The sequence below is a fragment of the Parasphingorhabdus pacifica genome (assembly GCF_054779195.1).
Window position 1 is genome coordinate 1 of record NZ_BAAGYS010000013.1, and the last position, 25,767, is coordinate 25,767.

Below are 25,767 nucleotides of genomic sequence, written 5' to 3' on the forward strand. Positions count from 1 at the left end.
CATTGGCCTGCGCAACAAACGAATCAGACGGCGCGAACGTCCTGCTCTCAGACAGCAAGTTGTCCCAAGCGGCGGCATTGCTCATTCTTCTACTCCCCTGGAGCTCGGGCTGATCGGATTGATGTGGAGGCACCGTAGGGGTGTGGAGTGCGCTCGGGCACGGTGCGTGCGGCGACGAGTGGCGTCAGCGGGACGGGTGGTGGCCGTAACACGACGAGCGGTTGACCAGTATCCTCGCTTCACCCTTTGTGCACGAACTAGTATCCCGAGACATCCTGTCGCCACTGATGGGAACGTAGGGAAGGACGATGCCGGGACCCGCGGATCACAAACTCCACCTCGACCTGCTCGGGGCGGGGCGTGATCGGTCACGCACCAAGCCGATGACGACCCTGCGCACGGTGCGCAAGGTCGCCGAGAACCTGCGTGACGGGGTCGGCGGCCCCAAGGCGGTCGCGGCCGCGCGTGGCCTGCGCCGCCTGCTGGGCGCCGACGGCGTCGGCCTCGCCGACCTGTCCGGTTCCCTGGAATGGGCCGGGTGTCCGTCGTCGGACACCGATGCGCGGAGGCACGTCGACGAGGTACTGCACACCGAGACGCAGAGCGGCCGCCCACCCCTCGTGGCCATGCCGCTGCACGTGCACGACGAACTAGTCGGAGCCATCCTGGTCAGCGGCGACATCCGGGCGTCCGAGGTGCGCGAGGCCGCGCACTGGGTCGAGGACGCCCTCACCCGGTACCGGCTCGAGGCCTCGGCCGAGCAGGCCGCCCAGTCCGAACTCCGGGCGCTGCGCGCGGAAATCTCCCCGCACTTCATGTACAACGCGCTCACGGTCATCGCCGCGCTCGTGCGGTCGGACCCGGATCGCTCCCGCGACCTGATGCTCGACTTCGCCGATTTCGTCCGCTACGGGCTGGCCAGGAATCGCGAGTACGCCACCGTCTCCGACGAATTCCACGCGATCGAGACGTACCTGGCGTTGCAGCGGGCCTTGCTGGGCGATCGCCTGCGCGTGCAGATCCGGGTCGCTCCCGAGGTGCTGGCGGTGGCCGTTCCCTATCTGGTCCTGCAACCCCTGGTGGAGAACGCGGTGCGGCACGGGATCGAACAGCGACCGCTCGAATCCGACGAAACCGGCATGGTGCAGGTCCTTGGGGAGTCAGAAGGAAACGACCTGGTGATCAGCGTCGAGGACAACGGAGTCGGGATGGACCCGGCGAAGGCGGAGGCCATCCTCGCGGGCCGTGGCGAGGAGCAGAGCTTCGGACTGACCAACGTCGACCGCAGGCTGCGGTCGGTCTACGGGCACTGGTTCGGGCTCGTCGTGGAAACCGCGGAGGGCGCCGGTACCCGAGTGGTCGTCCGGGTCCCGATGTTTCAACCGGGAGTGGTGCCGTGATGGCGGAAGGACTGCGCATACTCGCCGTCGACGACGTTCCACCAGCGCTCGACGAACTGTGCCAAATACTGCGGGAAGCGCCCGAGGTGGCCGAGGTCGTCGGAGCCGGCGATGCTCTCGGCGCGCTCAAGCTCATCCAGAACGGAAGCTATGACGCGGTGTTCCTGGACATCTCGATGCCCGGGCTGGACGGTCTCGAACTGGGATCGCTGCTGTCCAGGCTCAGCGCCCCGCCATTGATCGTGTTCGTGACCGCCTACGACAACCACGCACTCAGCGCCTACGACATCGGCGCGGTCGACTACGTCCTCAAACCGGTCCGCGCCGACCGGCTGTCGGCAGCCCTCGCCAGGCTCAGCAAGTTGGCCTCGGCCGAGGAAACCGGCCAGCAGGGCACCGCGCCCCCGGAAACGATGGCGGCGCTGCCGGTGGACGTGGGCGGACGAACCCGATACGTGCGGCGCAGCGAGGTGCAGTACGTGGAGGCCCATGGCGACTACGTTCGGCTGCACACGCGTTCCGGCGCGCACGTGGTTCGGATGCCCATCTCCAAGCTGGAGAGCTATTGGGAAGGAACCGGGTTCGGCCGGGTGCACCGGAGCTTCCTCGTGGCGCTGAACGCGGTCCGGGAGCTGCGCAGCGACTCGGCGGGCGGCCTGATCGCGCACACCGATGTGGGAGATGTGCCGGTGAGCAGGCGGCACTCCCGTGAACTGCGCGAGCAGTTGCTGAACAACGCCCGGCACCACGAACTCGGCCGTCCGGCCGGGAGGGGTGAATGAGCGGCAACAAGCGGGTCCAGGTCACGAGTCCGCAGACCCGGTTGGCGCACTCGCGCCCCAAGCTTCGCGGGCGGTGGCGCGCGCCGCGGCTGCGGCCCGCCGATGCCGAGCGGGCACGCGCGCTGTACATGGCGCAGCGCAAGCTGGCGGTGGCACCGCTGGCGGGTCTGCTCGCCTTGCTGTTCGGGCTGCCGATCGTGTTCGCGCTGCTGCCGGTGCTCGACGAGCTGCGGGTGCTGGAGATTCCGGTGTCGTGGCTGATGTTGGTGGTCCTGCCGTTTCCCGTGATGGTGTTGCTGGCCCTGTGGCAGCTGCGGCGGGCCGAGCGGGTGGATCGCGCCGAGACCGTCGAGGAGGTCTGATGGTCGCTGCACTGGCGGTTGCCCCCGTCGTGCTGATGACCTTGTTGATCGGGTTGCGCGGGGTGGCCGCGATGCGGACGACCTCCGATTTCCTGGTGGCCTCGCGCCAGATCTCTCCGTTGGTGAATTCGGCGGCGGTCTCCGGCGAGTACCTGTCCGCGGCTTCGTTCCTCGGAATCGCGGGGTTGATGGTCAAGGACGGGGTCGGATCGCTGTGGTATCCGGTGGGGTTCACCGCCGGATACGTGGCCATGCTGGTTCTCGTTGCCGCGCCGATGCGGCGGTCGGGTGCGCTGACCGTGCCCGACTTCGCCGAGGCACGGCTGGCCTCGTCCTCGCTGCGCAAGCTGACCGCCGTGGTCGTGCTGATCATCGGCGGGCTCTACCTCGTGCCGCAGTTCCGCACCGCTGGGCTGGTGCTCAGCGCGGTGAGTGCCACGCCGTACTGGGTGGGTGTCGTGATCGCGGGAGCGGCGGTCAGCACCACGCTGGCACTGGGCGGGATGCGGGCGGCGACCTACGTGCAGGCGTTCCAGTTCTGCCTGAAGCTGTTGTTGTTCATCGTGCCCGCCGTGTGGTTGCTGCTGGAGGCGAGCACCGCGGTGCGGCACGAGGCGGTGCACCCCGTCGAGTTCACCCACTTCTCGCACGACACCCCGATCGTGTTCCGGGTGGACGTGACGCTGGAGGTGTCCGAACCCGTCACGGTCACGCGGCCCGGCGGCACGTCCGAGCTGCTGCCACCCGGCGACCACGAGGTCGAGGCCGGGCGCACGCTGACGTTCCCGCGCGGAGCCGCGGTGCCCGAGGTGGGCGGGCTCAACGTGCCCGGGGGCGCGGACTGGCAACGACCGCTGCTCAACGTGCGGGATGCGGGTCATCCCCTGCTCGGCACCTGGTCCGTGTTGGTGGCGACCATGCTCGGGACAATGGGGTTGCCGCACGTGCTCGTGCGCTTCCACACCAGCCCCGACGGCCGGGCGGCGCGGCGCACCGCCGCGCTGACGGTGGCCCTGTTGAGCGTGTTCTACCTGTTCCCGGGCATCTACGGCGCGCTGGGGCAGGTGCTCGTACCGCACCTGTACCTGTCCGGGGCTACTGACACGACCGTCGTGGCACTACCCGCGCAGGTCGACTCCGGCTGGGTGGGCACGTTGTTCACCGTGCTGCTGACCAGCGGTGCGTTCGCGGCGTTCCTGGCCACCTCGCTGGGTCTGCTGCTGGTCGTTTCGGGGGCGGTCTCGCACGACCTCCTTCCGGGTGGTCTTCGACAACTGCGGGTCACCGTGCTGCTGGTGGCGCTGGTGGTCGTCCTGCTCGCGTTGCAGGCGGTTCAGATCGATGCCGGTGTTCTCGTCACCTGGGGTTTCACCGTCGCGGCTTCGACGTTCTGCCCGCTGCTGGTGCTCGGCATCTGGTGGCGTGGGCTCACCGCTCCCGGCGCGATCTGGGGAGTTTCGGTCGGATTGGTCGCATCCTCGGGGGCGATCGCGGTAGCGCTGTTCGGTCCCGCGCTGGAAGGCTGGGGGGCGGTACTGATCGCTCAACCCGCGTCGTGGTCCGTCCCGCTCGCGTTCGCCACGATGGCGGCAGTGTCCTGGCGGGGGCGCCCGCCGCCCTGGGCGATGACGTCCATGCTTCGCCTGCATCTCGACGAGGCACGGGTTTCCGCTCGCCGCGAGAGGTGAGTCGACCGCTCGACGTGGATGGCGCACCGCTCGTGGACCGTTCGTCGCACCACCAGTCCATCCGGCTGCTCACGGTGCCGTTACACATGTGACCTCCCTAACGTGTCGCGCACCACTCGTTCATTTCAGGAGGATCCGTGAGCACCACCGACCCCGAGACCTCGGAGCCAGGGGCCGACCCCTGGGCCGAGGCCCACTCCAGTGCGGAGTTCGTCGAACTCCGGCGGCGACTCCGGAGCTTCGTCTTCCCGATGACCGGCCTGTTCCTGGTCTGGTACCTGCTGTACGTGCTGCTGGCCGACTACGCGCACGGATTCATGTCCATCAAGGTCATGGGCAACATCAACGTGGGCTTGGTCCTCGGTCTGTTGCAGTTCGTTTCGACCTTCGTCATCACCGCTCTGTACGTGCGGTTCGCCAATCGCCGTCTCGACCCGATCGCCGAGAACATCCGCGCCGAAGTGGAGGGAAGCAACGCATGATCCACCTCGCGCAGGGCGGGCTGGAACAGTCCAGTCCGCTGCTCAACATCAGCATTTTCGGCGCGTTCGTCGCCGTCACTCTCGTGGTCGTGCTGCGCGCCAGCAGGAACACCAAGACGGCCTCGGACTACTACGCGGCGGGTCGTTCGTTCACCGGTTCGCAGAACGGCATCGCGATCTCCGGCGACTACCTCTCCGCGGCGTCGTTCCTCGGAATCGTCGGCGCCATCGCGCTGTACGGCTACGACGGCTTCCTGTACTCGATCGGCTTCCTGGTGGCCTGGCTGGTCGCCCTGCTGCTGGTTGCCGAGCTGCTGCGGAACACCGGCAAGTTCACCATGGGCGACGTACTGGCGTTCCGGATGCGTCAGCGGCCGGTTCGCGCGGCCGCTGCCACCTCCACGCTCGCGGTGAGCTTCTTCTATCTGCTGGCGCAGATGGCAGGTGCCGGTGTGCTCGTATCACTGCTGCTCGGCATCTCCAGCGGCGTCGGTCAAGCGGCCGTGATCGCGATCGTCGGTGTCATCATGATCGTGTACGTGCTGGTCGGCGGAATGAAGGGCACCACATGGGTGCAGATCATCAAGGCCGGACTGCTGATCACCGGTGCCGCCGCGATGACCCTCTGGGTACTCGGAAAGTACGGCTTCGACCTGTCCGCACTGCTGCAGGGCGCGGTCGACAAGGCCGGAGCCAGCGGTGAGAACCTACTCAACCCCGGCGCCAAGTACGGCGAATCGGAAGCCACCAAGCTGGACTTCCTCTCGTTGGGTCTCGCGCTGGTGCTGGGCACGGCAGGACTCCCGCACGTGCTGATGCGCTTCTACACGGTGCCGACCGCGAAGGAAGCCCGCCGTTCCGTGGTGTGGGCCATCGTGCTGATCGGCATGTTCTACCTGTTCACGCTGGTGTTGGGCTACGGCGCGGCGGCGATCGTAGGCCCGGAGGCCATCAAGAACGCGCCGGGATCATCCAACTCGGCCGCACCGCTGCTGGCCCAGGCGTTGGGTGGGCCCGTGCTGATGGGCTTCATCTCGGCGGTCGCGTTCGCGACGATCCTGGCCGTCGTCGCCGGCTTGACGATCACCGCGTCGGCTTCGTTCGCCCACGACATCTACGCGAACGTGATCAAGAAGGGCAAGGTCGACGACAAGCAGGCCGAGGTGCGGGTCGCCCGGATCACCGCGGTGGTCATCGGTGCGGTCGCCATCATCGGTGGCATCCTCGCCCGCAACCAGAACGTGGCGTTCCTCGTGGCGCTGGCGTTCGCGGTCGCCGCATCGGCCAACCTGCCGACGATCCTCTACACGCTGTTCTGGAAGCGGTTCAACACCAAGGGTGCGCTCTTCAGCATCTACGGCGGTCTGACCACGACGGTCGTGCTGATCGTCTTCTCCCCCGCCGTGTCCGGCACCGAGGACTCGATGGTGCCCGGCGCCGACTTCGCCTTCTTCCCGCTGCAGAACCCGGGTCTGGTCTCCATTCCATTGTCGTTCTTCCTCGGCTGGCTGGGAACGATGCTGTCGACGGAACACGACGCGGCCAAGCACGCGGAAATGGAGGTGCGTGCACTCACGGGTGCCGGGGCCGAGAAGGCGACGGCGCACTGAGAAATCTCGAGTGGGCGCGCTTCGTTCCTGCTAGCAGGACGACCGTCCATTGTGGTTACAGTGGGAGCTTTTCCGCACACGGAACGGAAAAGCTCCCACTGCGGCGTCGAGGACGACCGCATCACACGCGGTTCGGCCGCGACCCGGCCTCGCCGGCCCGTTAGCGGCGGCCCCGAGCGAATCCGAAGGGTGTGCGGTGGCTCAGCCGGGCAGGCACGAGCGGGACGACGACCGGGCACCGGTGACACCTCGACATGGCTCGCCGCACCAGTGGTAGACATGCCGGGTGAGCAGTGACTTTCAGCAAGAGGTCGGTACGCGGGCCGAGGACGCTCAGGCCAGGACGGTGTTCGTCTCGGACGCACTCCAACTCCGCGTGGACACGTACCGCGAAGCACAGGACGAACGCACCAACACCTCCATCGTGTTCGACGCCATCGAAGCGCACCGGGACGAGTTGGCGACCGTCCTGCGAGAGGCGCGAGTGCCGTTCGTCTCCGACTCCGGACAAACGCACCACCTTGGCTCCGGTCCGGTGCGCATCGTGATCCGCCCCACTGCTGAGCAGTCGGCCACGCTGGACGAGCTGACCGGTCAACTCGGTGGCGAAACGCTGTCCGACTGGCTGCCCGCCGTCCTCAACGCGCATCTCCCGGGCCGGAAGGAGCCGGACAACATGCCCTGGCTCAAGCGGGCAGCGCCGGAACAGCGCACCGGGGAATGACGGGAGTGCCGCGGATCACCCACGTTATGGAACACATATCGCTGTGCGCGACCGTTCCCGCTGAAAACGTGTGAGGTCGTGTCGCACGCGTTCTCCTGCACTCCGGCCCGCTCGTGAGTACTCCGACAGCACGGTTCCCCCGGTGGTTCGTACTGCTGTTCGCGGCCACCGCGCTCGCCAACGCGGTCTACAACGTCGTCCGCGTGAACGCCTCCTACCGTGCACTGGCACTGGGTGGCGACTCGGTGACGGTCGGGATCATCGCGGCCTCGTTCGCACTCGCTCCGCTACTCGTGGCACTGCCCGTGGGCCGGGCCGTCGACCGCCGCCACGTGATCACCGCACTCGTCGTCGGTTCGGTGCTCACCACGACCGGCGCCGGGCTCGCCTCGACGAGCACCAACCTCGTGATGCTCGGCGGAGCGAACGTGATCCTCGGCCTGGGGCAGCTGCTGTTCACCGTCGGCGGGCAGGGCATGATCGCGAAGCGCTGCAGCTCGGACGAGCTCGACCGGCGCTTCGGCGGTCTGACTCTCGGCGTCTCGCTCGGTCAAGCGGTGGGGTTGCCACTGGGCGGAGTCGTCACCGCGCTCCTGGCCACTGGCGGTGACCACGTCGACACCACACCGGCCCTACTCACCGCTACCGCACTCGCGTTGCTGTCCGTGCCGTTGACCTGCTTCCTGCGGATGCCGCCGACGGCGACCTCGCCCGGCGAACGCTCGGACCGCCAGTCCGGACTGACCATGCTGCGCGCACCTGGGATGAAACCGGCGATGTACTCCAGTCTCGCCGTCCTGGCCTCGGTCGACGTGCTCACTGCCTACCTACCGGTCTTCGGGCACCACTACGGCATCGGTGTGCACACGGTGACGGCGCTGCTCACCGCACGCACGCTCGCCTCATTGGTGTCGCGCTTCCTGCTCACGAGGCTCGTCCAGACCTTCCCACGGCGGCTCCTGATCGTCTCGGCAACGCTGTGCTCGGCGGTACCGATGGCGCTGATCCCGATACTTCCGTACCCCTGGGTGCTGGTGGTCTGCATGGTGATCGCGGGTTTCTTCATGGGCATCGGCCAGCCGTTGACGATGACGTGGGTGGTCAGCCTGGTCACCGAGCAGAACCGCGGTGCTGCGCTGTCGCTCCGGCTCAGCGGGAACCGGCTGGGGCAGGTGGCCATCCCGTACGCCGCCGGCGCCCTGGCCGGGGTCAGTGGCGTCGGTGCCGTCTTCGGACTGACCGGGGTCCTGCTCGGGGTGGCGGCCGCGTTCACCGCACGCGCACCGTTCACGAGCACCGGCCCACATCAGGATCAACCACTCACCCGACGGCGCTGACGCGGGTTCCGTTCCGAGACCGGTTCAGTACTCGCGTTCGAGCGCTTCGGAGTCGACGTTCGCGCCTCCGACAGGCAGTGCCACGGTCGTGCCCCGGAGCTCGTCCGCCATGCTCAGCGCCCCCGCGATCCCCGCGGCACCCGCGGGTTCGGCCACCAACCGCGAGCAGGTGCGCAGCAGCCGCGCAGCCACGGACAACAGCTCGTCGTCCACGAGGACGTAGGCGTCGACGCTCCTCCGCATCGCCCGCACGGTTTCGGCGACCGGCTCTCGCACCGCGAGTCCTTCGGCCATCGTCTTGGTCGGCCCGTCCGATTCGAGGTCGCCGGTTCGCCACGCGCGTTCCATCGCGGGCGCACCGGTCGAACCGACGGCCACCACGCGGGTGGACGGGCTGACCGCGTTGAACCAGGCCGCGATCCCGCAGATGGACGAACCATGACCGACCGGTACCAGCACGTGATCGATGGTGCCGTCGAAACCGGTCAATTCGGCGCCGATCGTTCCCCCACCCTCGACGAAGGCGGGTTCGGTGCCCTCCTCGACGAATTTCCACCCGGTTCGCTCGGCCGCCGCACGAGCATCGCGCCGAGCCGCATCGTGATCCCCGAGCACCAAATGGACATTCGCGCCGAATGATTCCAACTGAAAGAGTCGCGTTTGGTCGGTCATGCTGGAAGCGAATATCTCCACCCGAACGCCGTACTTCCCGGCGACGTGCGCCAACGCGTAGCCGAGGTTCCCGGTGGACGCGCACACCAGCGCCACCGAGGAAGGTGTGCGCCGGGCGAGCAAATCGGCACCACGGCCCTTGAAAGAGCGAACCGGATTGACCGTCTCCACCTTCAACAGCGGTCGCAGATCGAGAGCGTCGCCGAGTTCGTCACACACGTACTGCGGGGTGTCGCGAAACGTGGGCGCGATCATCCCGACAGCCTGCTCGATTCGTTGCACGTCGACGAGTTCGGTCACCTGCACGATCTTGCCAGAAACCTGCCGAGCCGCGGTTCATCGTGGGAACAGCGGGCGTGGCAGCGTAGTCTCGCGACGGCAGGATCCGCCGCGCGACCGTCGAACCCGCGGCGGCGCAGAACGGACCGGACAGCCACGGGCCGAACGACGCGTCGCCACACGGCTTCCCACCGGAAAGGAACGCATGTCGTCTTCGACCACTCCCGTCTCCTCCGCCCGCCGTCGGCTGGGACCGGCCGGTCCTGAGGTGAGCGCCATCGGCTACGGCTCGATGGGGCTTTCCGGAGTGTACGGGCAAGCGGACGATGCCGAGTCGATTCGCCTGCTCGACCACCTGCTCGACATCGGCATCGAATTCTTCGACACCGCCGACGTCTACGGCAACGGGCACAACGAAGAACTGCTCGGCAAGATTCTCGCCCGCCGCAGGCAAGACGTCTTCCTCGCCACCAAGTTCGGCGCGGGGGCGGAGACCGGACTGGGACGACCCGAGTACGTGCGGGAGGCGATCGACGCGAGTCTCCGCAGGCTCGGCACCGACCACGTCGACCTGTACTACCTGCACCGAATCGACCCTTCCACGCCGATCGAGGACACCGTCGGCGCGCTGGCCGAACTCGTGCAGGCAGGCAAGATCGGCCACATCGGGCTGTCAGAGGTGGGTACTACCAACCTCCGCCGCGCGCACGACGTACACCCGATCACCGCGGTGCAGCAGGAGTACTCGCTGTTCACCCGCGATCCGGAGAACGCGCTGCTGCCCGTGCTGCGCGAACTCGGCGTGGGCCTGGTCGCCTACTCGCCCCTGGGGCGCGGGGTGCTCACCGGCTCGATCCGCGACGCCTCCGATGTCGAGAACCTCGAGGAGCGGCAGAAGCGGTACCCGCGGTTCGAAGCGGAGAGCCTCGACCGCAACCTGTCCCTGGTCGAACAGCTCCGCCTGCGCGCCGAACAACTCGGCCGTACCCCGGCACAACTCGCCCTCGGCTGGCTGCTGGCCCAGGGTGACGACGTGGTGCCGATCCCGGGAAGCAGGCGGGTCGCCAACGTCGAGGCGAACCTGTACGCAGCCGACAACCCGCTGGACCTGGCCACTGTCGAAGAACTTTCCGAACTGTTTCCGGCCGGTGCCGCCGCGGGCGAGCGCTACACGCCTGCCGGGCTCTCCAGGCTCGACCAGGAATGAGCTCGACCCGGCGTTCCGGCCGGCACCGACCGCTTCGACCCGTTCTTCAGCCGAACCGCTGCGTCGCGGGTTGGCGGTCGGTGCGCGGAACCGGCGCCAGACACTCGGCGACGAGGTCCATGAGCGACTCGACCTCGTCCTGGTCATAACCACCACGACCGGGCGGGTATTCGTGGAAACGCACCTCGTGCACGTCCTGGGCGGTGAGCGCGTCCGCGCCCCGCAGCGTGGCCTCCACCCTGTCGAGGAAGGCGTCCACCTGCACTACGTCGTAACCGGGCTGCCCGGCGGCGGGAGCGTGCAGCGCAACGTTGTTGATCAGCTCGGGGGTCAGCTTCGGAGCCTGTTCCTCCTGCTCGCGGCGGAACGCTCGGGCGATCCCCATTCGTTGCGGAGGTACGGTCCGCTCGCTCGTGGAGAGCTGGCCGATGCTCGTCGAGAACGTCACGAGGAAGGCGACGACGCCGGCCTCCGGGTAGCCGGGCCGACCGGGAAGCGGCGGGTTGAAGGACGCGTTGAGAACTTCTTCGGCAGTGAGGGAGTCCGCGCCGCGCAACGTCGCCTCGACCCGATCGACGAACGCGTCCACCTCGGACTTGTCCAGCACGGATTGCGCCTGCTCGCCGGACTGGTGGGCAACCATCGGACGGCGCGCGGCCCGGACGTCGAGCGCCGCTGGACCCCGTCCCGCCGGGCTCGGTCCCGCTGAGGCCGGTCCCGCCGGGTCTGGCCCCGCCGGGCTCGATCCCGCACGAGGGGGCACCGTCGGCCGAGGCCCCGCCACCCCGGACGGAGTCGCACTCCGCGCCGCCGAACCTTCCCCTTCCCGGGAGGGCCGGTCACGGGGGGCAGGTGGCCGCTCACCACGGACCGTACGTCCCGGGGGAACCTGCCTGTGCCGGACCGACTCGTCCGGCGCTGCGGCCGATTCCTCCACCGGAGCGCTCGCCGTCTCCCGTGATCGGTGCTCGTCCCCGTCCGATGCGGCTGCCCGACCCGGCTGCTTCTCGGCCTGCCGCACCTCCCGCTTCAGCAGAGTCAGCGCGACCTTGTCGAGGAAGGCGTCCACCTGCGATTTCCGGTAGGCGCGCTTCCCGCGCTTGCGCGGACTGAACCTGACGCCCAACACCTCGTGCGCGGTTACCGCGTCGTGCCCGGAGAGCGTCGCGTCGACCCGGTCGAGGAACTCGTCCACCTCGTCCTCGTCATAGCTGCGATTTCGTCGCCACGACCTGGCGAAATCCGCGTTGTGCACGTCGTCGGGGCTGAGCATCCTTCGCTCCTCAATGGCAGGTGCGTCTGCTACCGGACGCTTGCCCGACGTCATCCGCCCGGCCCCCGACCGCCCGTTCCGCGCCGAACACTTTGCCCAAGGTCCCGCCGGATATCAAGGCTCCGTGTTCAGCCCCTCAGACTTGATCTTCCCGAAGTTCCGGGCACATGACGGCATCACCTCGGTTTCAGGTCGGTTCAGGCGGCGGGCGGTATCTCCCCGAACCGCATGTCGAAGTCGTCCAGATCAGCACTGAGCATCGGCTTTCGACCACGCAGCCACCCCAGTGGGCCGGAGGGGTCGACGTGCCACGCTCCCGAACGCAGCACGATCCGCGAGGTTGCCCGCACCCTGCTCTCCCGCAGTCCCTCCGGGCCCTGCTGGGCGAGCTTCCAGCGAAGCGGCCAACTCAACGGTAGAGCCATGCGGTCGGCGTGGTGCGCGGACGCGATGCCCAGCGCACGTGCCCGGTACGGCCATCCGTCCATCTCGAAGGTGGCCCGCTCCTTCGGGATGGACCAGAGTTCTCGCCCGCCGAGCCTGGAAGCCTCGCTGTCGACCCAGATCTGGCTGATGCACACGCGCGGATGCCCACCTCGCCTGGCCAGCACGGCGACCAGCAGTTCGTTGTACTCCAGTACGCTGCCCGGCCCGTAGGAAACCCAGGCCGCGCCGATCAGCCCCCGCCCGCCGACGACGACCGGGACGGTTTCTTCCGGGGTTGCGGGCAGTTCGCGCTCGGGCAGGTGCCAGAGCGACACCGACATCCGGCCGCGCAGGCGCCACGGTTCCGGTGGGTATGACATGTCGTTACTCCTGGTGTTCGGCCGAGGTGCGGGAATCCCGGCCAAGAACCGCCGCACACCCCCGTCTTCGCCGTGCCTCCCGCCGTGCGGAATCTAGCGAGAAGATCGTCGAAATTTGCTCATGTGTAGCAGAAGACGCCAAACCACGGCCTCGGAAGCACTATGACGGCCGAGGGCGTGTGATTGATACTTCCGCCCATGCCGCAGAGCCGCCTGGACGATCAGCAGCCGGACCGGCCGGGCAACCGGGGACCGGCCGTGCGCGGCTGGGACTTCCCCCGCAGCCCCGTCAGCGCGTTGCTCCTGACCCGGTTCGCCGCGGAACACGGGGTCACGGCCGAGGACGTTCTGCACGGTTCCGGGCTCACCCCGGAAGCACTGGAGAAGCCCGAAACCTCGATCACAGCGCGGCAGGAGCTCGCCATCGTGCGCAACCTGATCTCCCGAGTGGCCGATCCCGGGCTGGGCTACCGCGCGGGCAGGCGGTACCACCTGACCGCGTACGGCGTGCTCGGGTTCGCGTTCACCACAAGCCCCACGGTGCGCGACGGCATGCGGACGGCGTTGCGGTACCTGGAACTGAGCTTCGCCTTCTGCACCCCCCGCGTCCGGCAGGATTCCGACTCGGTCCGGATCCAGTTGGACGACGAGTCGATCCCCGTTGACGCGCGCGATTTCCTCGTCGAGCGCGACCTGGCCGGCATCCACACGATCATGCTGGACCTGCTTCCCACTCCCGTTCCGATCCGGTCGATCGACCTGAAGATCTCCGAACCCACGCACGCGTGCGACTACGAACGGGATTTCGGCGTGATGCCCGCCTTCGGCCGGACGGCGAACGTGATTACGCTCGATCCCGGCCACCTCGATCACACCTTGCCGCATTCGTGCTCGCGCACGGCGTGCGAGCACGAATGCCGTGAACGGCTCGTCCGGCGACCTGCGCGTCAGGACCTCTCGCGGCAGGTGCGCGACGAGCTGCGCTCGGAAGTCGGCTCGAGCATGGAAGAAGTGGCCCGGCGGCTGCACACGAGCGCACGGACCCTGCATCGCAAGCTGCGGGCCGAAGGGAACAGTTTCCACGGGTTGCGGGACGAGCTGCGTGCAGCGCTGGCCGAGGAAATGCTCGCCGACGGCGTCATGTCGGTCGAGGATATCGCGATCCGGCTCGGCTATTCCGAAGCAGCCAGCTTCATCCACGCGTTCAAGCGGTGGACCGGGACCACACCGGCGGCGTTCGCACGCCGCCGGTGAAGGCTGAATCCGGCCGGACTCACCGGAAGACGACGTCGACGCCGCGGAACACCGGGCCGAGCAGTACTGACCCCCACTGCGGAACTTCTCGCGGGCGGGTGCTCATCGACGGCGCGAGCAACCCCGCGACGAGGTCCCGTTCGGCCGGCGAGTTGGCCAACCCGAGTTCACCGCCCTCGCGCGGGGGCGGGGTTGGCTCGGAGCCGTCCTCGATCGGCCCGTCCGGCGGATACTGCGGCGCCCGGCCCCGCACCATTTCGTGACACCGCGGGCCCCGCTCATCGGCGTACTCGGGCTCGTCCTGCCCTGGCACGTACTTGCCTCGATGGGCGACGACCTCGACGGTGATGTGCACGCCCGGCTCGTCGGTTCCGGCCCCCGCCACCTCGTTGATCGCGGGCTTGAACTCGACGATGTTCGCCAGCAGGCACGGGTACTGCGGCGCGTACTTGGCCAGCAGGTCCAGCGTCGGCCGTTGTGCCGCGTTCAGCCTGATCAGGTCGTCGCCACTCGCCCGGAAAAAGGCCGCGAGGTCTTGGGAACCCGTGGTCAACCGGGTGGTCATGCGGTCGAGGTCGTGGCGCTGCTCCACGAGTGTCCGAGCGGTCGTGCTCAGGTTCTCCATCGCCGCCAGTACATCGGGGGCGGCCTGCTCGTAGGTTTTGGCGACACCTACCATCTCGCGGAGGTTCGCCCGCAGATCCGGCAGCGAAGGTGGTAGCCGGGCCACGTAGGAATCGAGTCGGGAGATGGTTTCGCCCATCGTCCTGCCACGGCCGTCGAGGGCCATGCTCAACGAGTTGAGGGTGGTCGCCAGGTCCGCGGGGCGCACTGCTCGCAGCACCGGCATGGTGTCGGCGAGAACCGTTTCCAGTTCGATCGCCGCTCGGCTCCGACCCTGTTCGATGACGGCACCCGAGGCGATGGGAGCCGCGGACGGCGCCTCCGGTATCTCCAGTTCGACGTGCCGCTCGCCGAACAGCGTGTTCGGCAGCAGTTTCGCGGTGGCGTTCGCCGGGACGACATCGGCTCGATCACGCTCGAGACTCAGATCGAGTTCGGCACCGGTCGCGGTCGCCCTGATCTCCTCGACCCGGCCCACGGTCACTCCCCGGACCTTGACCTCCGCTCCCTGCCGCAGTTGGTTGCCGGTCGAGGGGGTTCGGAGCGTCACGTCGACGCCGGGGGTGAACGCTTTCTGATAGATGGCGATGGTCGCGGTGCAGAAGAGAGCGATGGCCAGGATCATGCCGATTCCCAGCGCTCGTCGCCGCAACGTCACCACCGCGTTGCGCGTGCGCTTCCGTCCCTGTGCTGTCATGAACCCCTGCCGCAGCCGGAAAGAACGCCGTTGAACTGCCGCCGACGTGCGTCGGGGATACCGGGAGGCGCACGCTCACCGCTGCTCGGCTGACAGCGACAGCTTCGACGAGTACGAACGATGACGCTGAATGATGGATCGGATTGCCCCGGACGCTAGGCGGAACACGCCGCGGATCCATGACATCACCCGCCAGAGGATTGATCCTCGCGGACATATCGCGGCACAGCACTACGGAATCCGGGCAGACGCGCGGAGCATGCGGGACTCGGGAGGCATCGGAAACGCCCGGTGTCGTCGAACCGGTGACCGCCTCCGACGCGGACCTCCCAACGGTGCTGCGTGGAATGGAGCCGGCATCTACCGGACCGCCACACCGTGTTGGCTTCGCTGTGGTGGCTCGGGGTGCTCCTCGACTGGTGCACTCGATTCGCACTGCCACCGGACCGCGAGGAGCATCCCATGACCGACGACAACACCATCGATCCGGAAACCGACAACACCGACGAGACCACCACCGACGAGGTCGAGACCACCGACGACGAGCAGTAACGAGTCGGTTCAGTTCCTCCCGCAGCGGCGTGACGACGCCGAGAAGGTGGACCCGCGACGGACCGTCGCGGGTCCACCGGGCCTGGGGAGTGTTTCACAAACGGCGTCCGCCGCTTTCTGCGTGAGATCCGGGGTGGTCAGTGGCGGGTTCTCCGGTGTTCTTTCGCGAGGACAGCCCCGACGTGGCGTACACCGGCACGAGATGTCGGAGATCCCGCAGCGAACGGACTGGAGTAGAGCGAAGCGATTCCGTGGGGGACGGTGGTCGGGCGACGGGCGGGCCGGAGGTTCCGCTGAGTGCCCGCCAACCAAACCACCTCCGAAACAGAGCACTAAGCGTCCTGGTAGCCGAGCTGGGACGAAAGTTCCTTCGCCGCCATGGTCATGGTTCCCACTGCCTCCCGGATCCGCTTCCGGGAGAAGCGGTAGGAGGGGCCGGAGGCGCTGAGTGCCGCGATCACGCCCCCCTGGTCGTCGTGCACCGCCACCGCCGCGGCGTTGAGCCCCAACTCGAGTTCCTCGTAGCTCGTCGCGTACCCGTCCCGGACGATGAGATCGAAATCCTTGCGGAGCTCTTCCGGGGCGACGACCGTGCGCGTGGTGTAGCGCTCCAGTTCCCGGTCGAGCAACTTGTCCTGATCCTCGGGGTCCGCGCAGGCCAGCAGGACCTTGCCGCTGGAGGTCGCGTGCAAGGGGGTGCGTTGGCCGACCCAGTTGTGCGCGGTGACCGATGCGGTGCCCCGAGCCTGACTGATGTTGATCGCGACCTCGTCGTCCCGGACCGCGAGGTTGACCGTCTCACCCAGCTCGCTGGCCAGCGACTCGCAGAACGGTCGCCCCAACCTGGGCAGGTCCATACGTTCTATGGCCGCCCCGGCAAGCCGGACCATGCCGAAACCGACGGCGTACTTGCCGCGTTCGCCGAGCTGCTCGACGAGGCCGCGCGTCTCCAGAACGCTGACGAGCCTCGACGCGGTCGACTTGTGCACACCGAGCTCACCTGCGATCTCGGTGATGCCGGATTCACCGTTGCGCGCCAGCATTTCGAGCACGGTCACAGCCCGGTCGACGGACTGCACCAGAGCTCCGCCACCTCGCGCGCGTGTCTGGTCGTCGTTGCTCACGGCTCAACCGTATCCGTTCGAGATGCGCATTTCGGAACCCTCCGATCTCCGGCGGCATGAGTGCACAGCCGGTGGGTCCATGCCCCATCCTACCGCCTGTTCCGCATTGCGCAACCATCGGCTTCAGTCAGCGGTGAACTCCACCATCCCGTCCAGCAACACGTCGGCCAAGTAGTTCGCGAACGAGCAACGCACCAGGAGCCGGTACGACGGTTCGGCCCCCACCTGCCACAGCACCACCTGGGTCCGGCCCACCAGCGTCTGCGCGCAGTGCCCCGGACCGAACACCCGCGGATGCAGATCCAGCGAACACGACTTGGCCAGCACATCCCGCGCCCGAGCACCGGACAGCCGCAGCGTCGTGCGGTTCGCCGAAACGTCCACCACCGAACCGGGCGAGTCACCCAGCGCCGACCGCAGACCGGAAACCAGCACCTCGGAACGCCCCTCCGGGGCGAGAACCAGCCACTCGTCCGGACCCAGCCAGAGCAACGCGTCGTGCTCGTCCCCGCGAACCGTGTTCGGTGCGTGTTCCGACAGCCTGGTCCCGAGGACGCTCTCCACGCGAGCCACCGCCGGATCGTCCGGATCCATCCGGAGGTTCACCTGAGTCAGGAAGGCCTCTTCCACGAGGTCGACCCCCTCAGCCTTGCCGCTGCGGACCGCGAGTTCCTCCGCCCTCGACCCCAGCGGGCTCTGCCGCAGACCGCGGACCCGCGCCTCCGCGGGTTCGATCTCAACCGAGCTGACGACCGTCACGGCGCGCTCCCTCCTCGTCGTAGAAGACCGGTTTGGTGACCTCGACCTCGATGTCCCGGCCATCGACCGGCGCGTGCAACACCTCGCCCACCCGGTGCCTGCCACCCCGGACCAGTGCCAGCGCGAACGTACGGTCAAGTGCGGCGCTCCGGTAACTGGACGTGACGTGACCGAGCATCGGGACCGGCGGTCGGCGGGACGCGGATCGTTCCACCAGGTGGGCCCCTTCCGGGAGAAGTTCGGCCGGATCCACCGGCAGCAATCCGACCAGCTGCTTTCGATCGGTACGAGCGGTGTCGGGCCGCGCGAACGACCGCTTTCCGATGAAGTCCTTGCGCCGGGAAACGACCCAGTCCATGCCCAGGTCGTAGGGCGTGACCGTCCCGTCGGTGTCCTGCCCGGCGATGATGAAACCCTTCTCCGCGCGCAACACGTGCATCGTCTCGGTGCCGTAGGGCGTGATGCCGAAATCCGCGCCCGCTTCGACGACGGATTCCCACACCGCCATGCCGTACCAGGAGGCGACGTTGATCTCGAACGCGAGCTCACCGGAGAACGAGATCCGGCAGATTCGGGCGGGAATTCCGTTTTGCAGCAGGGTTTCCCGGAACTCCATGAAGCCGAACGACTCCACCGACACGTCCAGATCGGGCGCCATCCTGGCGATGACCGCACGGGAATCCGGGCCGACCACCGCGATCGCCGCCCACTGCTCGGTCACCGACGTGCAGTGCACGGCCAGATCCGGCCACTCCGTCTGCAGCCACTCCTCGATCCAGTCCAGCACCGCCGCCGCATTGCCGGTGGTGGTGCTCATCAGGTAGTGGTCCTCGGCCAGCCGCATCGTCACGCCGTCATCGAAGACCATCCCGTCGGCCTTGCACATGACGCCGTAGCGGGCCTTCCCGACCGGCAACTTGGCGAACCCGTTGGTGTAGAGCCGGTTGAGGAGCGTCGGCGCGTCCGGACCGACGACCTCGATCTTGCCGAGGGTCGTCGCGTCCATCATCGCGACCCCTTCGCGGGCGGCCGCGCACTCGCGCAGCACCGCCACGTCCATGCTCTCCCCCGCGCGCGGGTAGTACCAGGGCCGCTTCCACTGACCGACGTTCTCGAACTCGGCACCCACGGCCACGTGCCAGGAGTGCATCGGCGTGGTGCGGACCGGATCGTGCAGTGCCCCCCGGTCGTGTCCAGCGAACAAGGCGAACGGGACCGGTACGTAGGGCGGGCGGAACGTCGTGGTGCCCACGTCCGCAGGCGATCCGGCCGACAACGCGTCCGCTATGACGCCGATGGCATTGACTCCGGAGGTCTTGCCCTGGTCGCTTCCGGTCCCGATCGTGGTGTAGCGCTTGACGTGCTCCACCGAGCGCATCCCCGCACCGATCGACCGCCACACGTCCGGAACCGTCGAATCCCGGTGCTGGTCCACGAAATGAGTGTCCCAATCGGACGGATGCCCCGCCTCGGCCGGCACCAACCACAGTGGCCGATCCCGGGTGGTCGAGTCCTCGTCCACCGGGGGCAGCGGGAGCGCCGACACCGCGAACCCGGCCGACTCCGCGGATCGCACTCCCGCGTCGACGCCCTGCTGCAGGCAACGGCCGAGTTCGCGGGTTCCGCTCGCGCCACCCACTACTCGTGGCGGGGCGCTTTCCGGTTCGGGCACGAACCCGGCGACCTCGTCGTCCCACCGCAGCTTCCCGCCCACCTGGCCGAACAGGTGCACCGCAGGGCTCCACCCGCCGCACACGGCGAGCAGATCACAGTTGACCTCGTGGGCCGGCCCGGCGAGTCCGCCGGAATCGTCGATCTCGGCGATTCGAGCGGACGCCACGCGGGATTCACCCGAAGTCCCCACCACCGCGGCACCGGGATAAACCGTTCCACCGGCCGACCGGACCTGTTCGACCAGCCTCGCGGGAGGTTCCGCCCTGGTATCCACCACCGCGGGTACTTCCGCACCGACCGCGAGCAGGTCCAGCGCGGTCGCGTACGCGCTGTCCGCGGCGGTGAACACGACGGCACGGCGCCCGGGCAGCACAGCCGTCCGGTTGAGGTACCGGCGTACCGCCGAGGCGAGCATGATTCCGGGCCGGTCGTTGTCGGCGAAGACCACCGGCCGCTCGTGCGCGCCCGTGGCCAGCACGACCTCTTGAGCCCGGAAGTGCCACAGGCGCTGTCGCACTCGTCGCGCCGGAGCCGGGCCGGCGTGCACGCGCTCGGCGACGAGCAAATAGCCGTGGTCGTAGAGCCCCACGGCGGTCGACCGGGTCAGGATCCGGACCTCCGGCATCGCGGCGAGTTCGCCGATGGCTCTGGTGATCCACTCCTCGACCGGACGGCCCGTCCGCTTCCCGTCGAGCAGAGGCACGTCGAGCAGGGAACCGCCGAGTTCGCCGTCCTGCTCGACCAGAACCACGCGGGCCCCGCTTCGCCCGGCGGCGAGCGCGGCACTGATCCCGGACGGCCCCGCACCCACGACGACCACGTCGGCGTGGGCGTAGGTGCACTCGTACCTGTCGGTCTCCGGTTCGGTACCGAGTCTTCCGAGCCCGGACGAACTTTCGGCGACCAGGCCGTCGAAGAGCTCCACCCGGGTTGCCGAGACCATCGGTTCCGGACAGGGCCCCAGGAGCTGGACGAACGCGTTGGGTTCGGACTCGTCGGCGGTGAGGATGCCGCGCGAGCGGCCCCGGTAGACGGACGGACCGACCTGGACCCGCCCTGCCGCGAGCAAGGCGGAGGCCAGGGTGTCGCCCAGGTGCCCCTGCAGTTCGACACCGTCGAACGTGTAGCGCAACGTGCGCGACCGGTCCAGGCGCCCGCCGCCCGGAAGCCGGTTGGGCATAGCCGTCATGACATCACCCGCTTCGCGATCGGAACGCCGATGAATTCGTTGGTCGCGGTATCCCGAACGGTCTCGAACCAGCGACGGCATCCGGCCGCGTGGGACCAGCGTTCGGTGAACCGGCCACGCGGGTTGTCCCGGACGAAGAGGTATTCCGCCCAGGCGGTGTCGTCGAGCGAGTCGGGATTCTCCGGGTAGTCCACCCCGGCCTGCCCGCCGTAGTGGAACTCGACCTCGTCCCGGTCCCCGCACCAGGGGCAGTGGATCCGAAGCATGGCTACTCCTCCGTGATCTCGTTTCGGGCTGGTCCTGGGAAGGCGCCGCGGCCGAGGGCGTCGGGCCGAGCCGCCACGGGAACCACCACCGGGGTGGCTCTCTAGTGCGCCACCGCGGCGGCTCCGTGCTCGTCGATGAGCGCGCCGGTGCGGAAGCGTTCGATACCGTAGGGCTCGTTGATCGGGTGTGGTTCACCGGTCGCGATCGTGTGCGCGAACAGCGAGCCGACGGCCGGGGTGGCCTTGAACCCACCGGTCCCCCAGCCGCAGTTGACGAAGAGGTTCTCGAACGGTGTCGGTCCGATGATCGGCGAGGCATCCGGCGTCACATCGACGACGCCCGCCCAGGTCCGGATCACGTGCGCCCGCGCGAAAATCGGGAACAGTTCCACGGCTGCCGCCAGCTGCCGTTCGATCGTGTGCACCGAACCACGCTGGGTATAGGAGTTGTACGAATCCACGCCGGCGCCGAGCACGAGTTCGCCCTTGTGCGCCTGACTGCAGTAGACGTGCACGTGGTTGGACATGACCACGCACGGGTGCACGGGCTCGAGCAGCTCGGACACCATCGCCTGCAAGGGGTGGCTCTGCAGCGGCAGCCGAATCCCGAGCGTGTCGGTGAGCACGCTGGTGCGCCCGGCGGCGGCGAGACCCACTCGTCCCGCGGAGATCGTGCCGCGGGTGGTCTCGACTCCCGTGACCCGGTCGCCGTCGGTGGTGAAACCCGTGACCTCGCAGTTCTCTATGAGATCCACGCCCATCTCGTCGCACTTGCGGGCCAGTGCCCACGCCACGTGGTCGTGCTTGGCGATTCCGGCGCGGCGTTGGAGGGTTGCCCCGAGCACCGGGTAGCGGAGGTCTTCGGACGTGTTCAGGATGGGGCAGATCTCGGCGACCTCCTCCGGACCGACCCATTCGGCGTCGACGCCGTTGAGCTGGTTGGCGAAGACCCGGCGGCGCGAATCGCGCACCTCCTGCTCGGTGTGCACCAGGTTGAGGACACCGCGCTGGCTGAGCAGGAAGTCGTACTCGAGTTCCGCCGGCCACTGCTCCCAGAGGTTCAGGGCGTGGTTGTAGAGGGCGGCGCTCTCGTCGAGCAGGTAGTTGGATCGGATGATGGTCGTGTTGCGAGCCATGTTCCCGCCCGCGAGCCAGCCGCGTTCCAGCACCGCGATGTCCCGAATCCCGTGACTGCGAGCGAGGTAGTAGGCGGTGGCCAACCCGTGACCGCCCGAACCGACGATCACCACGTCGTACGTGCTTTTGGGGTCGGGTCGGCTCCAGAGCCGGGCGGGGGGTTCGGGCAGGACTGGTGCGGAAGCGCCCATGGCGACCTCCTGGCGAGGCTGTGGAACACCGAAGCAGGGCCGAACACGAAAGAAGTACAACTATCCAACAACTGACATATCAGATAGTCCGGTAGGCTACGAGCCGTGTCTTCCGCCGTCAATTACCCATCCGGCGACCACGCAGGTGCGTCGCAGGCGGACCGCGCATATCTGGCGCTGCGCGACGAGATCCTCTCGCTGCGCATGCCACCGGGGACGCCCGTGCAGGAGGAACCGCTGACGACCCGGCTCGGAGTCGGGCGCACCCCCTTCCGCGAAGCGGTCAAGAGGCTCGAGTCCGAATCGCTCATCGCGATCTATCCTCGCCGGGGAAGCTTCGTCACCGAAGTGAACATCATCGATCACACGCTGATCGCCGAAGTTCGCCACCAGCTCGAAGGACACGCGGCTGCCTGCGCGGCCGAACGCGCGACCCGGTCCGAACGCGCCGAACTCGAGGAGATCCGCGTACTCGTCCAGCGGATGCCCTCCGATCAGGCTCCGATCATGGACGTCGACACGCGCGTGCACCGGACGATCTACCGCTGCACCCACAACCAGTACCTCGAAGCGACGCTCGGCCAATACTTCAACCTCGCCCTCCGCATCTGGAGCCTGTTCTTCGATCGGCTACCCGATGTCACCGACCACGTCGGCGAGCACGCCGATCTGCTCAAGGCCGTCATTGCGGGCGACGCCGAGCAGGCCGATCAGATCGCGGTCGGCCACGTGGACCACTTCGAACAGGCGATCCGCCAAGTCATCTGATCGCGTTCGTGTCGCGGGTTTTCCCGGCCGACACCACGAAACCGGGCCTGGATCCGGCGGACCATCGTCCTCTGGCGTCCGAAATCGACCGGTGAAACGCTCCCACCGACGGCCCACCCGATCGCGGCAACAGCGGCGTTGATCACGCGCGCCCGATCAACGTGCGAAAAGTGTCGATCCGGCGCGGCGTCCGGATGATCTTCGCGGCGCCCTCGGACGATCACCGACCGGAGGTCCGAGGGCGCCTCCGGTTCACCACCGGCCGCGTCGGCCAGACTTTCGATCATACTCCGGAGAATTAGCCCGCCCGTGTTCTTGACGCACCCCGGAGCCGAAGCGCATTGTTGCGTATAACACAGCACGTTGTCGTAGGCGCAACACCCCGAAGCTACGCAGCAAGGCGGAAGCGATGGATTTCAGGGCACAAATCCTCGTCATCGGCGCCGGCATCGTCGGCAGCAGCACGGCCTACCACCTCGCGCGAGAAGGCGTCAGCGACGTTCTCGTGATCGAGCAAGGACCGCTGTTCGCGACCGGCGGGTCCAGTTCACACGCGCCAGGACTGGTCTTTCAGACCAACGCATCCCAGACCATGACCCAACTCGCCGGCTACACCGTCGATCGCTACGCCGCCGAAACCCTCGACGGTGATCCGTGCTTCCACCAGGTCGGCGGGATCGAAGTCGCCGCCACCCCCGAACGCTGGCGAGACCTCAAGCGCAAGCGCGGACTCGCCACCGCGTGGGGGATCGACGCCGACCTGATCAGCCCCCGCGACGTCCGCGACCGCATCCCGCAGATCGACGCGGACCGCATCTACGGTGGCCTGTACGTGGCCACCGACGGCATCGCGAAACCCGTTCGGGCAGCGGAGGTCATGGCCCGGGACGCAGAGCGTCACGGGGTTCGATTCCTCGGTAACACCGAGGTGACCGGATTCGACCTGCGGGACGGCAGGGTTCATGCGGTACACACGTCGCGCGGGTCCATCGAGGTCGAATCCGTCCTGTGCGCCGCGGGCATCTGGGGGCCGAAGATCGGTCGGCTGGCGGGAGTGTCGATCCCGGTGCAGCCGTTGGTCCACCAGTACGCCGTCACCGGTCCCGTCGAGGGACTGAACGCTGCCGACGAGGTGAACCAACCGCTCCTGCGTCATCAGGACAGCTCCATGTACTTTCGGCAGATCCACGACCGCTACGGCGTCGGCTCCTATCAACACCGCGTGATCCCGGTGCACACCGATGAATTGCAGCCCACCGAAGCTCCGGGCAACGGCGCCGAGGCTCCCTCCGGTGGCGGCGGCTGGAAGGGCATGTCCTCGGTGCACGCGTTCACTCCGGAGGACTTCAAACAACCGTGGTCGGACGCCGTCGAGCTGCTGCCACCGCTCGACGAAACCCACGTGGTCGAAGGCATGAACGGGCTGTTCCTGTTCACCTCCGACGGCATGCCCGTGCTCGGCCCGTCCAACGAGATCGACAACTTCTGGCTCGCTGAAGCCGTCTGGATCACGCACGCCGGCGGTGTGGGCCGCGCGATGGCCGAGTGGATGACCGAGGGCAGCCCCAGCATCGACCTCCGGGCCGCGGACGTCCGCCGGTTCGAAGGGTTCGCGCACAGCCCGTCCTATGTGGGCGAGCGCAGCGCGCAGAGCTTCCGCGAGGTCTACGACGTCGTCCACCCGCAGCAACCGCCGGAACACCCCAGACCGCTGCGGGTCAGCCCGTTCTTCCAGCGACAGCGCGAACTCGGCGCGTTCTCGCTGGAGGCCAACGGCTGGGAAAGGCCGCACTGGTTCGACAGCAACGCGGCACTGGTCGACGGCCGCGACATCCCCGAGCCGAACCCGTGGGCCGGGCGTTACTGGTCACCGATCATCGGCGCCGAGCACCAGGCGACCAGGGAGCGAGTGGCGCTCTACGACATGACGTCGCTGGCTCGTGCCGAGGTGAGCGGTCCCGGCGCGCTGGGGTTGTTGCAGCGCCTGACCACCAACCAGCTCGACCGGGCGCCCGGCTACGTGACCTACACGCTGATGCTCGATCCGACCGGTGGCATCCGGGCCGACATCACGGTGGCCAGGTTGTCCCAGAACGAGTTCCAGGTGGGCTGCAACGGGCAACGCGACATCGCGTGGCTGCGCAAGCACGCCGACGAGACCACCACGGTCCGGGACATCACCGGTGGGACCTGCTGCATCGGGCTGTGGGGACCACGAGCACGCTCGGTTCTGGAGTCCCTCGCCAGCGAGGACGTATCGCACGAGAACTTCCGATTTTTCAGGGCAAAGCGATTGTTCGTCGGCGAGGTCCCGGTCACCGCGCTACGCCTGTCCTATGTGGGCGAACTCGGGTGGGAGCTGTACACCTCGGCCGAGTTCGGGCTGCGGCTGTGGGACCTGTTGAGCGCCGCGGGCGCGGAACACGGCGTGCTGCCCGCGGGACGGGGAGCCTTCAACGGGATGCGCATCGAGAAAGGGTACCGGGCCTGGGGAGCCGACATGTGGAGCCTGCACGACCCGGACGAGGCCGGACTCGCCTTCGCCGTCAAACCGGACAAGGGCGAGTTCATCGGTCGGGACGCGCTGCTGAGACGGCGCGAACGTCCGCCCCAGCGGCGGCTGTGCTGCCTGACCGTGGACGACGGAACCGTTCTCATGGGTTCGGAACCCGTCTTCGAAGGCGACGACGCGAAAGCGGTCGGCTTCACCACCAGTGCGGCCTACGGCTACAGCGTCGGCGCGAGCCTCGCCTACGCGTGGCTGCCGACCGAACTGGCCGAACCCGGAACCCGATTGCAGGTCGCCTACTTCGAGCAACGACATCCGGTTTCGGTCGTCGCCGATCCGATCTTCGATCCGAACATGACCCGCATGCGCTGCTGAACTCTCCTCAAGCGCACCGACACAGA

21 protein-coding genes are annotated in these 25,767 nt (G+C 67.9%); 12 read left to right on the forward strand and 9 right to left on the reverse strand.

The window, feature by feature from the left end:
- The first annotated feature begins 308 nt into the window (after window positions 1-308).
- From ACYVAN_RS19590 to ACYVAN_RS19625, 8 genes are all read left to right on the forward strand, one after another.
- Window positions 309-1,400 (forward strand): sensor histidine kinase, encoded by a 1,092-nt coding sequence (locus ACYVAN_RS19590; protein WP_460961714.1) that lies wholly within the window; start codon window positions 309-311, stop codon window positions 1,398-1,400.
- Window positions 1,400-2,182 (forward strand): LytR/AlgR family response regulator transcription factor, encoded by a 783-nt coding sequence (locus ACYVAN_RS19595; protein ID WP_460961715.1) that lies wholly within the window; start codon window positions 1,400-1,402, stop codon window positions 2,180-2,182. Before ACYVAN_RS19590 ends, ACYVAN_RS19595 begins: the two co-directional genes overlap by 1 nt.
- Window positions 2,179-2,544, forward strand: a complete 366-nt coding sequence (locus ACYVAN_RS19600) for a hypothetical protein (protein WP_460961717.1) — start codon at window positions 2,179-2,181, stop codon at window positions 2,542-2,544. Before ACYVAN_RS19595 ends, ACYVAN_RS19600 begins: the two co-directional genes overlap by 4 nt.
- Entirely contained in the window at window positions 2,544-4,232 is a 1,689-nt protein-coding gene (locus ACYVAN_RS19605) for a sodium/solute symporter (RefSeq protein ID WP_460961719.1), read from the forward strand. The genes ACYVAN_RS19600 and ACYVAN_RS19605 overlap by 1 nt, the downstream gene beginning before the upstream one ends.
- A gap of 137 nt (window positions 4,233-4,369) precedes the next feature.
- Window positions 4,370-4,714: a DUF485 domain-containing protein gene (locus ACYVAN_RS19610; protein WP_460961721.1), complete on the forward strand. Its 345-nt coding sequence runs from the start codon at window positions 4,370-4,372 to the stop codon at window positions 4,712-4,714.
- Window positions 4,711-6,324, forward strand: coding sequence for a solute symporter family protein (locus ACYVAN_RS19615; RefSeq protein ID WP_460961723.1), 1,614 nt, complete (start codon window positions 4,711-4,713; stop codon window positions 6,322-6,324). The genes ACYVAN_RS19610 and ACYVAN_RS19615 overlap by 4 nt, the downstream gene beginning before the upstream one ends.
- A gap of 286 nt (window positions 6,325-6,610) precedes the next feature.
- Window positions 6,611-7,048, forward strand: a complete 438-nt coding sequence (locus ACYVAN_RS19620; protein WP_460961725.1) for a hypothetical protein — start codon at window positions 6,611-6,613, stop codon at window positions 7,046-7,048.
- 113 nt (window positions 7,049-7,161) lie between these two features.
- Window positions 7,162-8,385: an MFS transporter gene (locus ACYVAN_RS19625; protein WP_460961727.1), complete on the forward strand. Its 1,224-nt coding sequence runs from the start codon at window positions 7,162-7,164 to the stop codon at window positions 8,383-8,385.
- Window positions 8,386-8,409: 24 nt separating this feature from the next.
- On the opposite strand, the gene ACYVAN_RS19630 is transcribed toward ACYVAN_RS19625, so the two are convergent.
- The gene (locus ACYVAN_RS19630) at window positions 8,410-9,357 is read right to left on the reverse strand and encodes a threonine ammonia-lyase (RefSeq protein ID WP_460961729.1); all 948 of its coding nucleotides are present in this window, start codon (window positions 9,355-9,357) and stop codon (window positions 8,410-8,412) included.
- Between the two features lie 184 nt (window positions 9,358-9,541).
- Here ACYVAN_RS19630 and ACYVAN_RS19635 point away from each other — a divergent pair, with 184 nt between their 5' ends.
- Complete coding sequence (locus ACYVAN_RS19635) at window positions 9,542-10,543, forward strand: aldo/keto reductase (RefSeq protein ID WP_460961731.1); 1,002 nt, start codon at window positions 9,542-9,544, stop codon at window positions 10,541-10,543.
- A 46-nt stretch (window positions 10,544-10,589) separates the two neighbouring features.
- On the opposite strand, the gene ACYVAN_RS19640 is transcribed toward ACYVAN_RS19635, so the two are convergent.
- The gene (locus tag ACYVAN_RS19640; RefSeq protein ID WP_460961732.1) at window positions 10,590-11,816 is read right to left on the reverse strand and encodes a DivIVA domain-containing protein; all 1,227 of its coding nucleotides are present in this window, start codon (window positions 11,814-11,816) and stop codon (window positions 10,590-10,592) included.
- Between the two features lie 197 nt (window positions 11,817-12,013).
- Window positions 12,014-12,622 (reverse strand): acetoacetate decarboxylase family protein, encoded by a 609-nt coding sequence (locus ACYVAN_RS19645; RefSeq protein WP_460961734.1) that lies wholly within the window; start codon window positions 12,620-12,622, stop codon window positions 12,014-12,016.
- Window positions 12,623-12,820: 198 nt separating this feature from the next.
- Here ACYVAN_RS19645 and ACYVAN_RS19650 point away from each other — a divergent pair, with 198 nt between their 5' ends.
- A complete protein-coding gene (locus tag ACYVAN_RS19650; protein ID WP_460961736.1) occupies window positions 12,821-13,876 on the forward strand; it encodes an AraC family transcriptional regulator in 1,056 nt (351 codons plus the stop codon).
- Between the two features lie 19 nt (window positions 13,877-13,895).
- Here the strand turns inward: ACYVAN_RS19650 and ACYVAN_RS19655 are convergent, their stop codons facing one another.
- From ACYVAN_RS19655 to ACYVAN_RS19680, 6 genes are all read right to left on the reverse strand, one after another.
- The gene (locus ACYVAN_RS19655) at window positions 13,896-15,197 is read right to left on the reverse strand and encodes an MCE family protein (RefSeq protein WP_460961737.1); all 1,302 of its coding nucleotides are present in this window, start codon (window positions 15,195-15,197) and stop codon (window positions 13,896-13,898) included.
- A gap of 884 nt (window positions 15,198-16,081) precedes the next feature.
- On the reverse strand, window positions 16,082-16,873 hold the full coding sequence (locus ACYVAN_RS19660) for an IclR family transcriptional regulator (RefSeq protein ID WP_460961739.1): 792 nt from the start codon (window positions 16,871-16,873) through the stop codon (window positions 16,082-16,084).
- A gap of 123 nt (window positions 16,874-16,996) precedes the next feature.
- Window positions 16,997-17,632, reverse strand: coding sequence for a sarcosine oxidase subunit gamma (locus tag ACYVAN_RS19665; RefSeq protein WP_460961741.1), 636 nt, complete (start codon window positions 17,630-17,632; stop codon window positions 16,997-16,999).
- Window positions 17,610-20,495: a glycine cleavage T C-terminal barrel domain-containing protein gene (locus ACYVAN_RS19670; protein WP_460961742.1), complete on the reverse strand. Its 2,886-nt coding sequence runs from the start codon at window positions 20,493-20,495 to the stop codon at window positions 17,610-17,612. Before ACYVAN_RS19670 ends, ACYVAN_RS19665 begins: the two co-directional genes overlap by 23 nt.
- Complete coding sequence (locus ACYVAN_RS19675; RefSeq protein ID WP_460961744.1) at window positions 20,492-20,761, reverse strand: sarcosine oxidase subunit delta; 270 nt, start codon at window positions 20,759-20,761, stop codon at window positions 20,492-20,494. The genes ACYVAN_RS19670 and ACYVAN_RS19675 overlap by 4 nt, the downstream gene beginning before the upstream one ends.
- Window positions 20,762-20,862: 101 nt before the next feature.
- Window positions 20,863-22,089, reverse strand: coding sequence for a sarcosine oxidase subunit beta family protein (locus ACYVAN_RS19680; protein WP_460961746.1), 1,227 nt, complete (start codon window positions 22,087-22,089; stop codon window positions 20,863-20,865).
- 105 nt (window positions 22,090-22,194) lie between these two features.
- Here ACYVAN_RS19680 and ACYVAN_RS19685 point away from each other — a divergent pair, with 105 nt between their 5' ends.
- Complete coding sequence (locus tag ACYVAN_RS19685) at window positions 22,195-22,857, forward strand: GntR family transcriptional regulator (protein WP_460961748.1); 663 nt, start codon at window positions 22,195-22,197, stop codon at window positions 22,855-22,857.
- A 409-nt stretch (window positions 22,858-23,266) separates the two neighbouring features.
- Window positions 23,267-25,741 carry a GcvT family protein gene (locus ACYVAN_RS19690; protein ID WP_460961750.1) on the forward strand — a complete coding sequence of 825 codons (2,475 nt, stop codon included), beginning with the start codon at window positions 23,267-23,269 and terminating at the stop codon, window positions 25,739-25,741.
- Window positions 25,742-25,767: the final 26 nt, after the last annotated feature.

Coding starts and splice junctions, on each gene's coding strand:
- ACYVAN_RS19675 (WP_460961744.1), bottom strand. CDS start 20,761: ATGCTTCGGATCCACTGCCCCTGGTGCGGGGACCGGGACGAGGTCGAG.
- ACYVAN_RS19645 (WP_460961734.1), bottom strand. CDS start 12,622: ATGTCATACCCACCGGAACCGTGGCGCCTGCGCGGCCGGATGTCGGTG.
- ACYVAN_RS19690 (WP_460961750.1), top strand. CDS start 23,267: ATGGATTTCAGGGCACAAATCCTCGTCATCGGCGCCGGCATCGTCGGC.
- ACYVAN_RS19635 (WP_460961731.1), top strand. CDS start 9,542: ATGTCGTCTTCGACCACTCCCGTCTCCTCCGCCCGCCGTCGGCTGGGA.
- ACYVAN_RS19600 (WP_460961717.1), top strand. CDS start 2,179: ATGAGCGGCAACAAGCGGGTCCAGGTCACGAGTCCGCAGACCCGGTTG.
- ACYVAN_RS19605 (WP_460961719.1), top strand. CDS start 2,544: ATGGTCGCTGCACTGGCGGTTGCCCCCGTCGTGCTGATGACCTTGTTG.
- ACYVAN_RS19640 (WP_460961732.1), bottom strand. CDS start 11,816: ATGCTCAGCCCCGACGACGTGCACAACGCGGATTTCGCCAGGTCGTGG.
- ACYVAN_RS19670 (WP_460961742.1), bottom strand. CDS start 20,495: ATGACGGCTATGCCCAACCGGCTTCCGGGCGGCGGGCGCCTGGACCGG.
- ACYVAN_RS19650 (WP_460961736.1), top strand. CDS start 12,821: ATGCCGCAGAGCCGCCTGGACGATCAGCAGCCGGACCGGCCGGGCAAC.
- ACYVAN_RS19655 (WP_460961737.1), bottom strand. CDS start 15,197: ATGACAGCACAGGGACGGAAGCGCACGCGCAACGCGGTGGTGACGTTG.
- ACYVAN_RS19615 (WP_460961723.1), top strand. CDS start 4,711: ATGATCCACCTCGCGCAGGGCGGGCTGGAACAGTCCAGTCCGCTGCTC.
- ACYVAN_RS19595 (WP_460961715.1), top strand. CDS start 1,400: ATGGCGGAAGGACTGCGCATACTCGCCGTCGACGACGTTCCACCAGCG.
- ACYVAN_RS19680 (WP_460961746.1), bottom strand. CDS start 22,089: ATGGGCGCTTCCGCACCAGTCCTGCCCGAACCCCCCGCCCGGCTCTGG.
- ACYVAN_RS19590 (WP_460961714.1), top strand. CDS start 309: ATGCCGGGACCCGCGGATCACAAACTCCACCTCGACCTGCTCGGGGCG.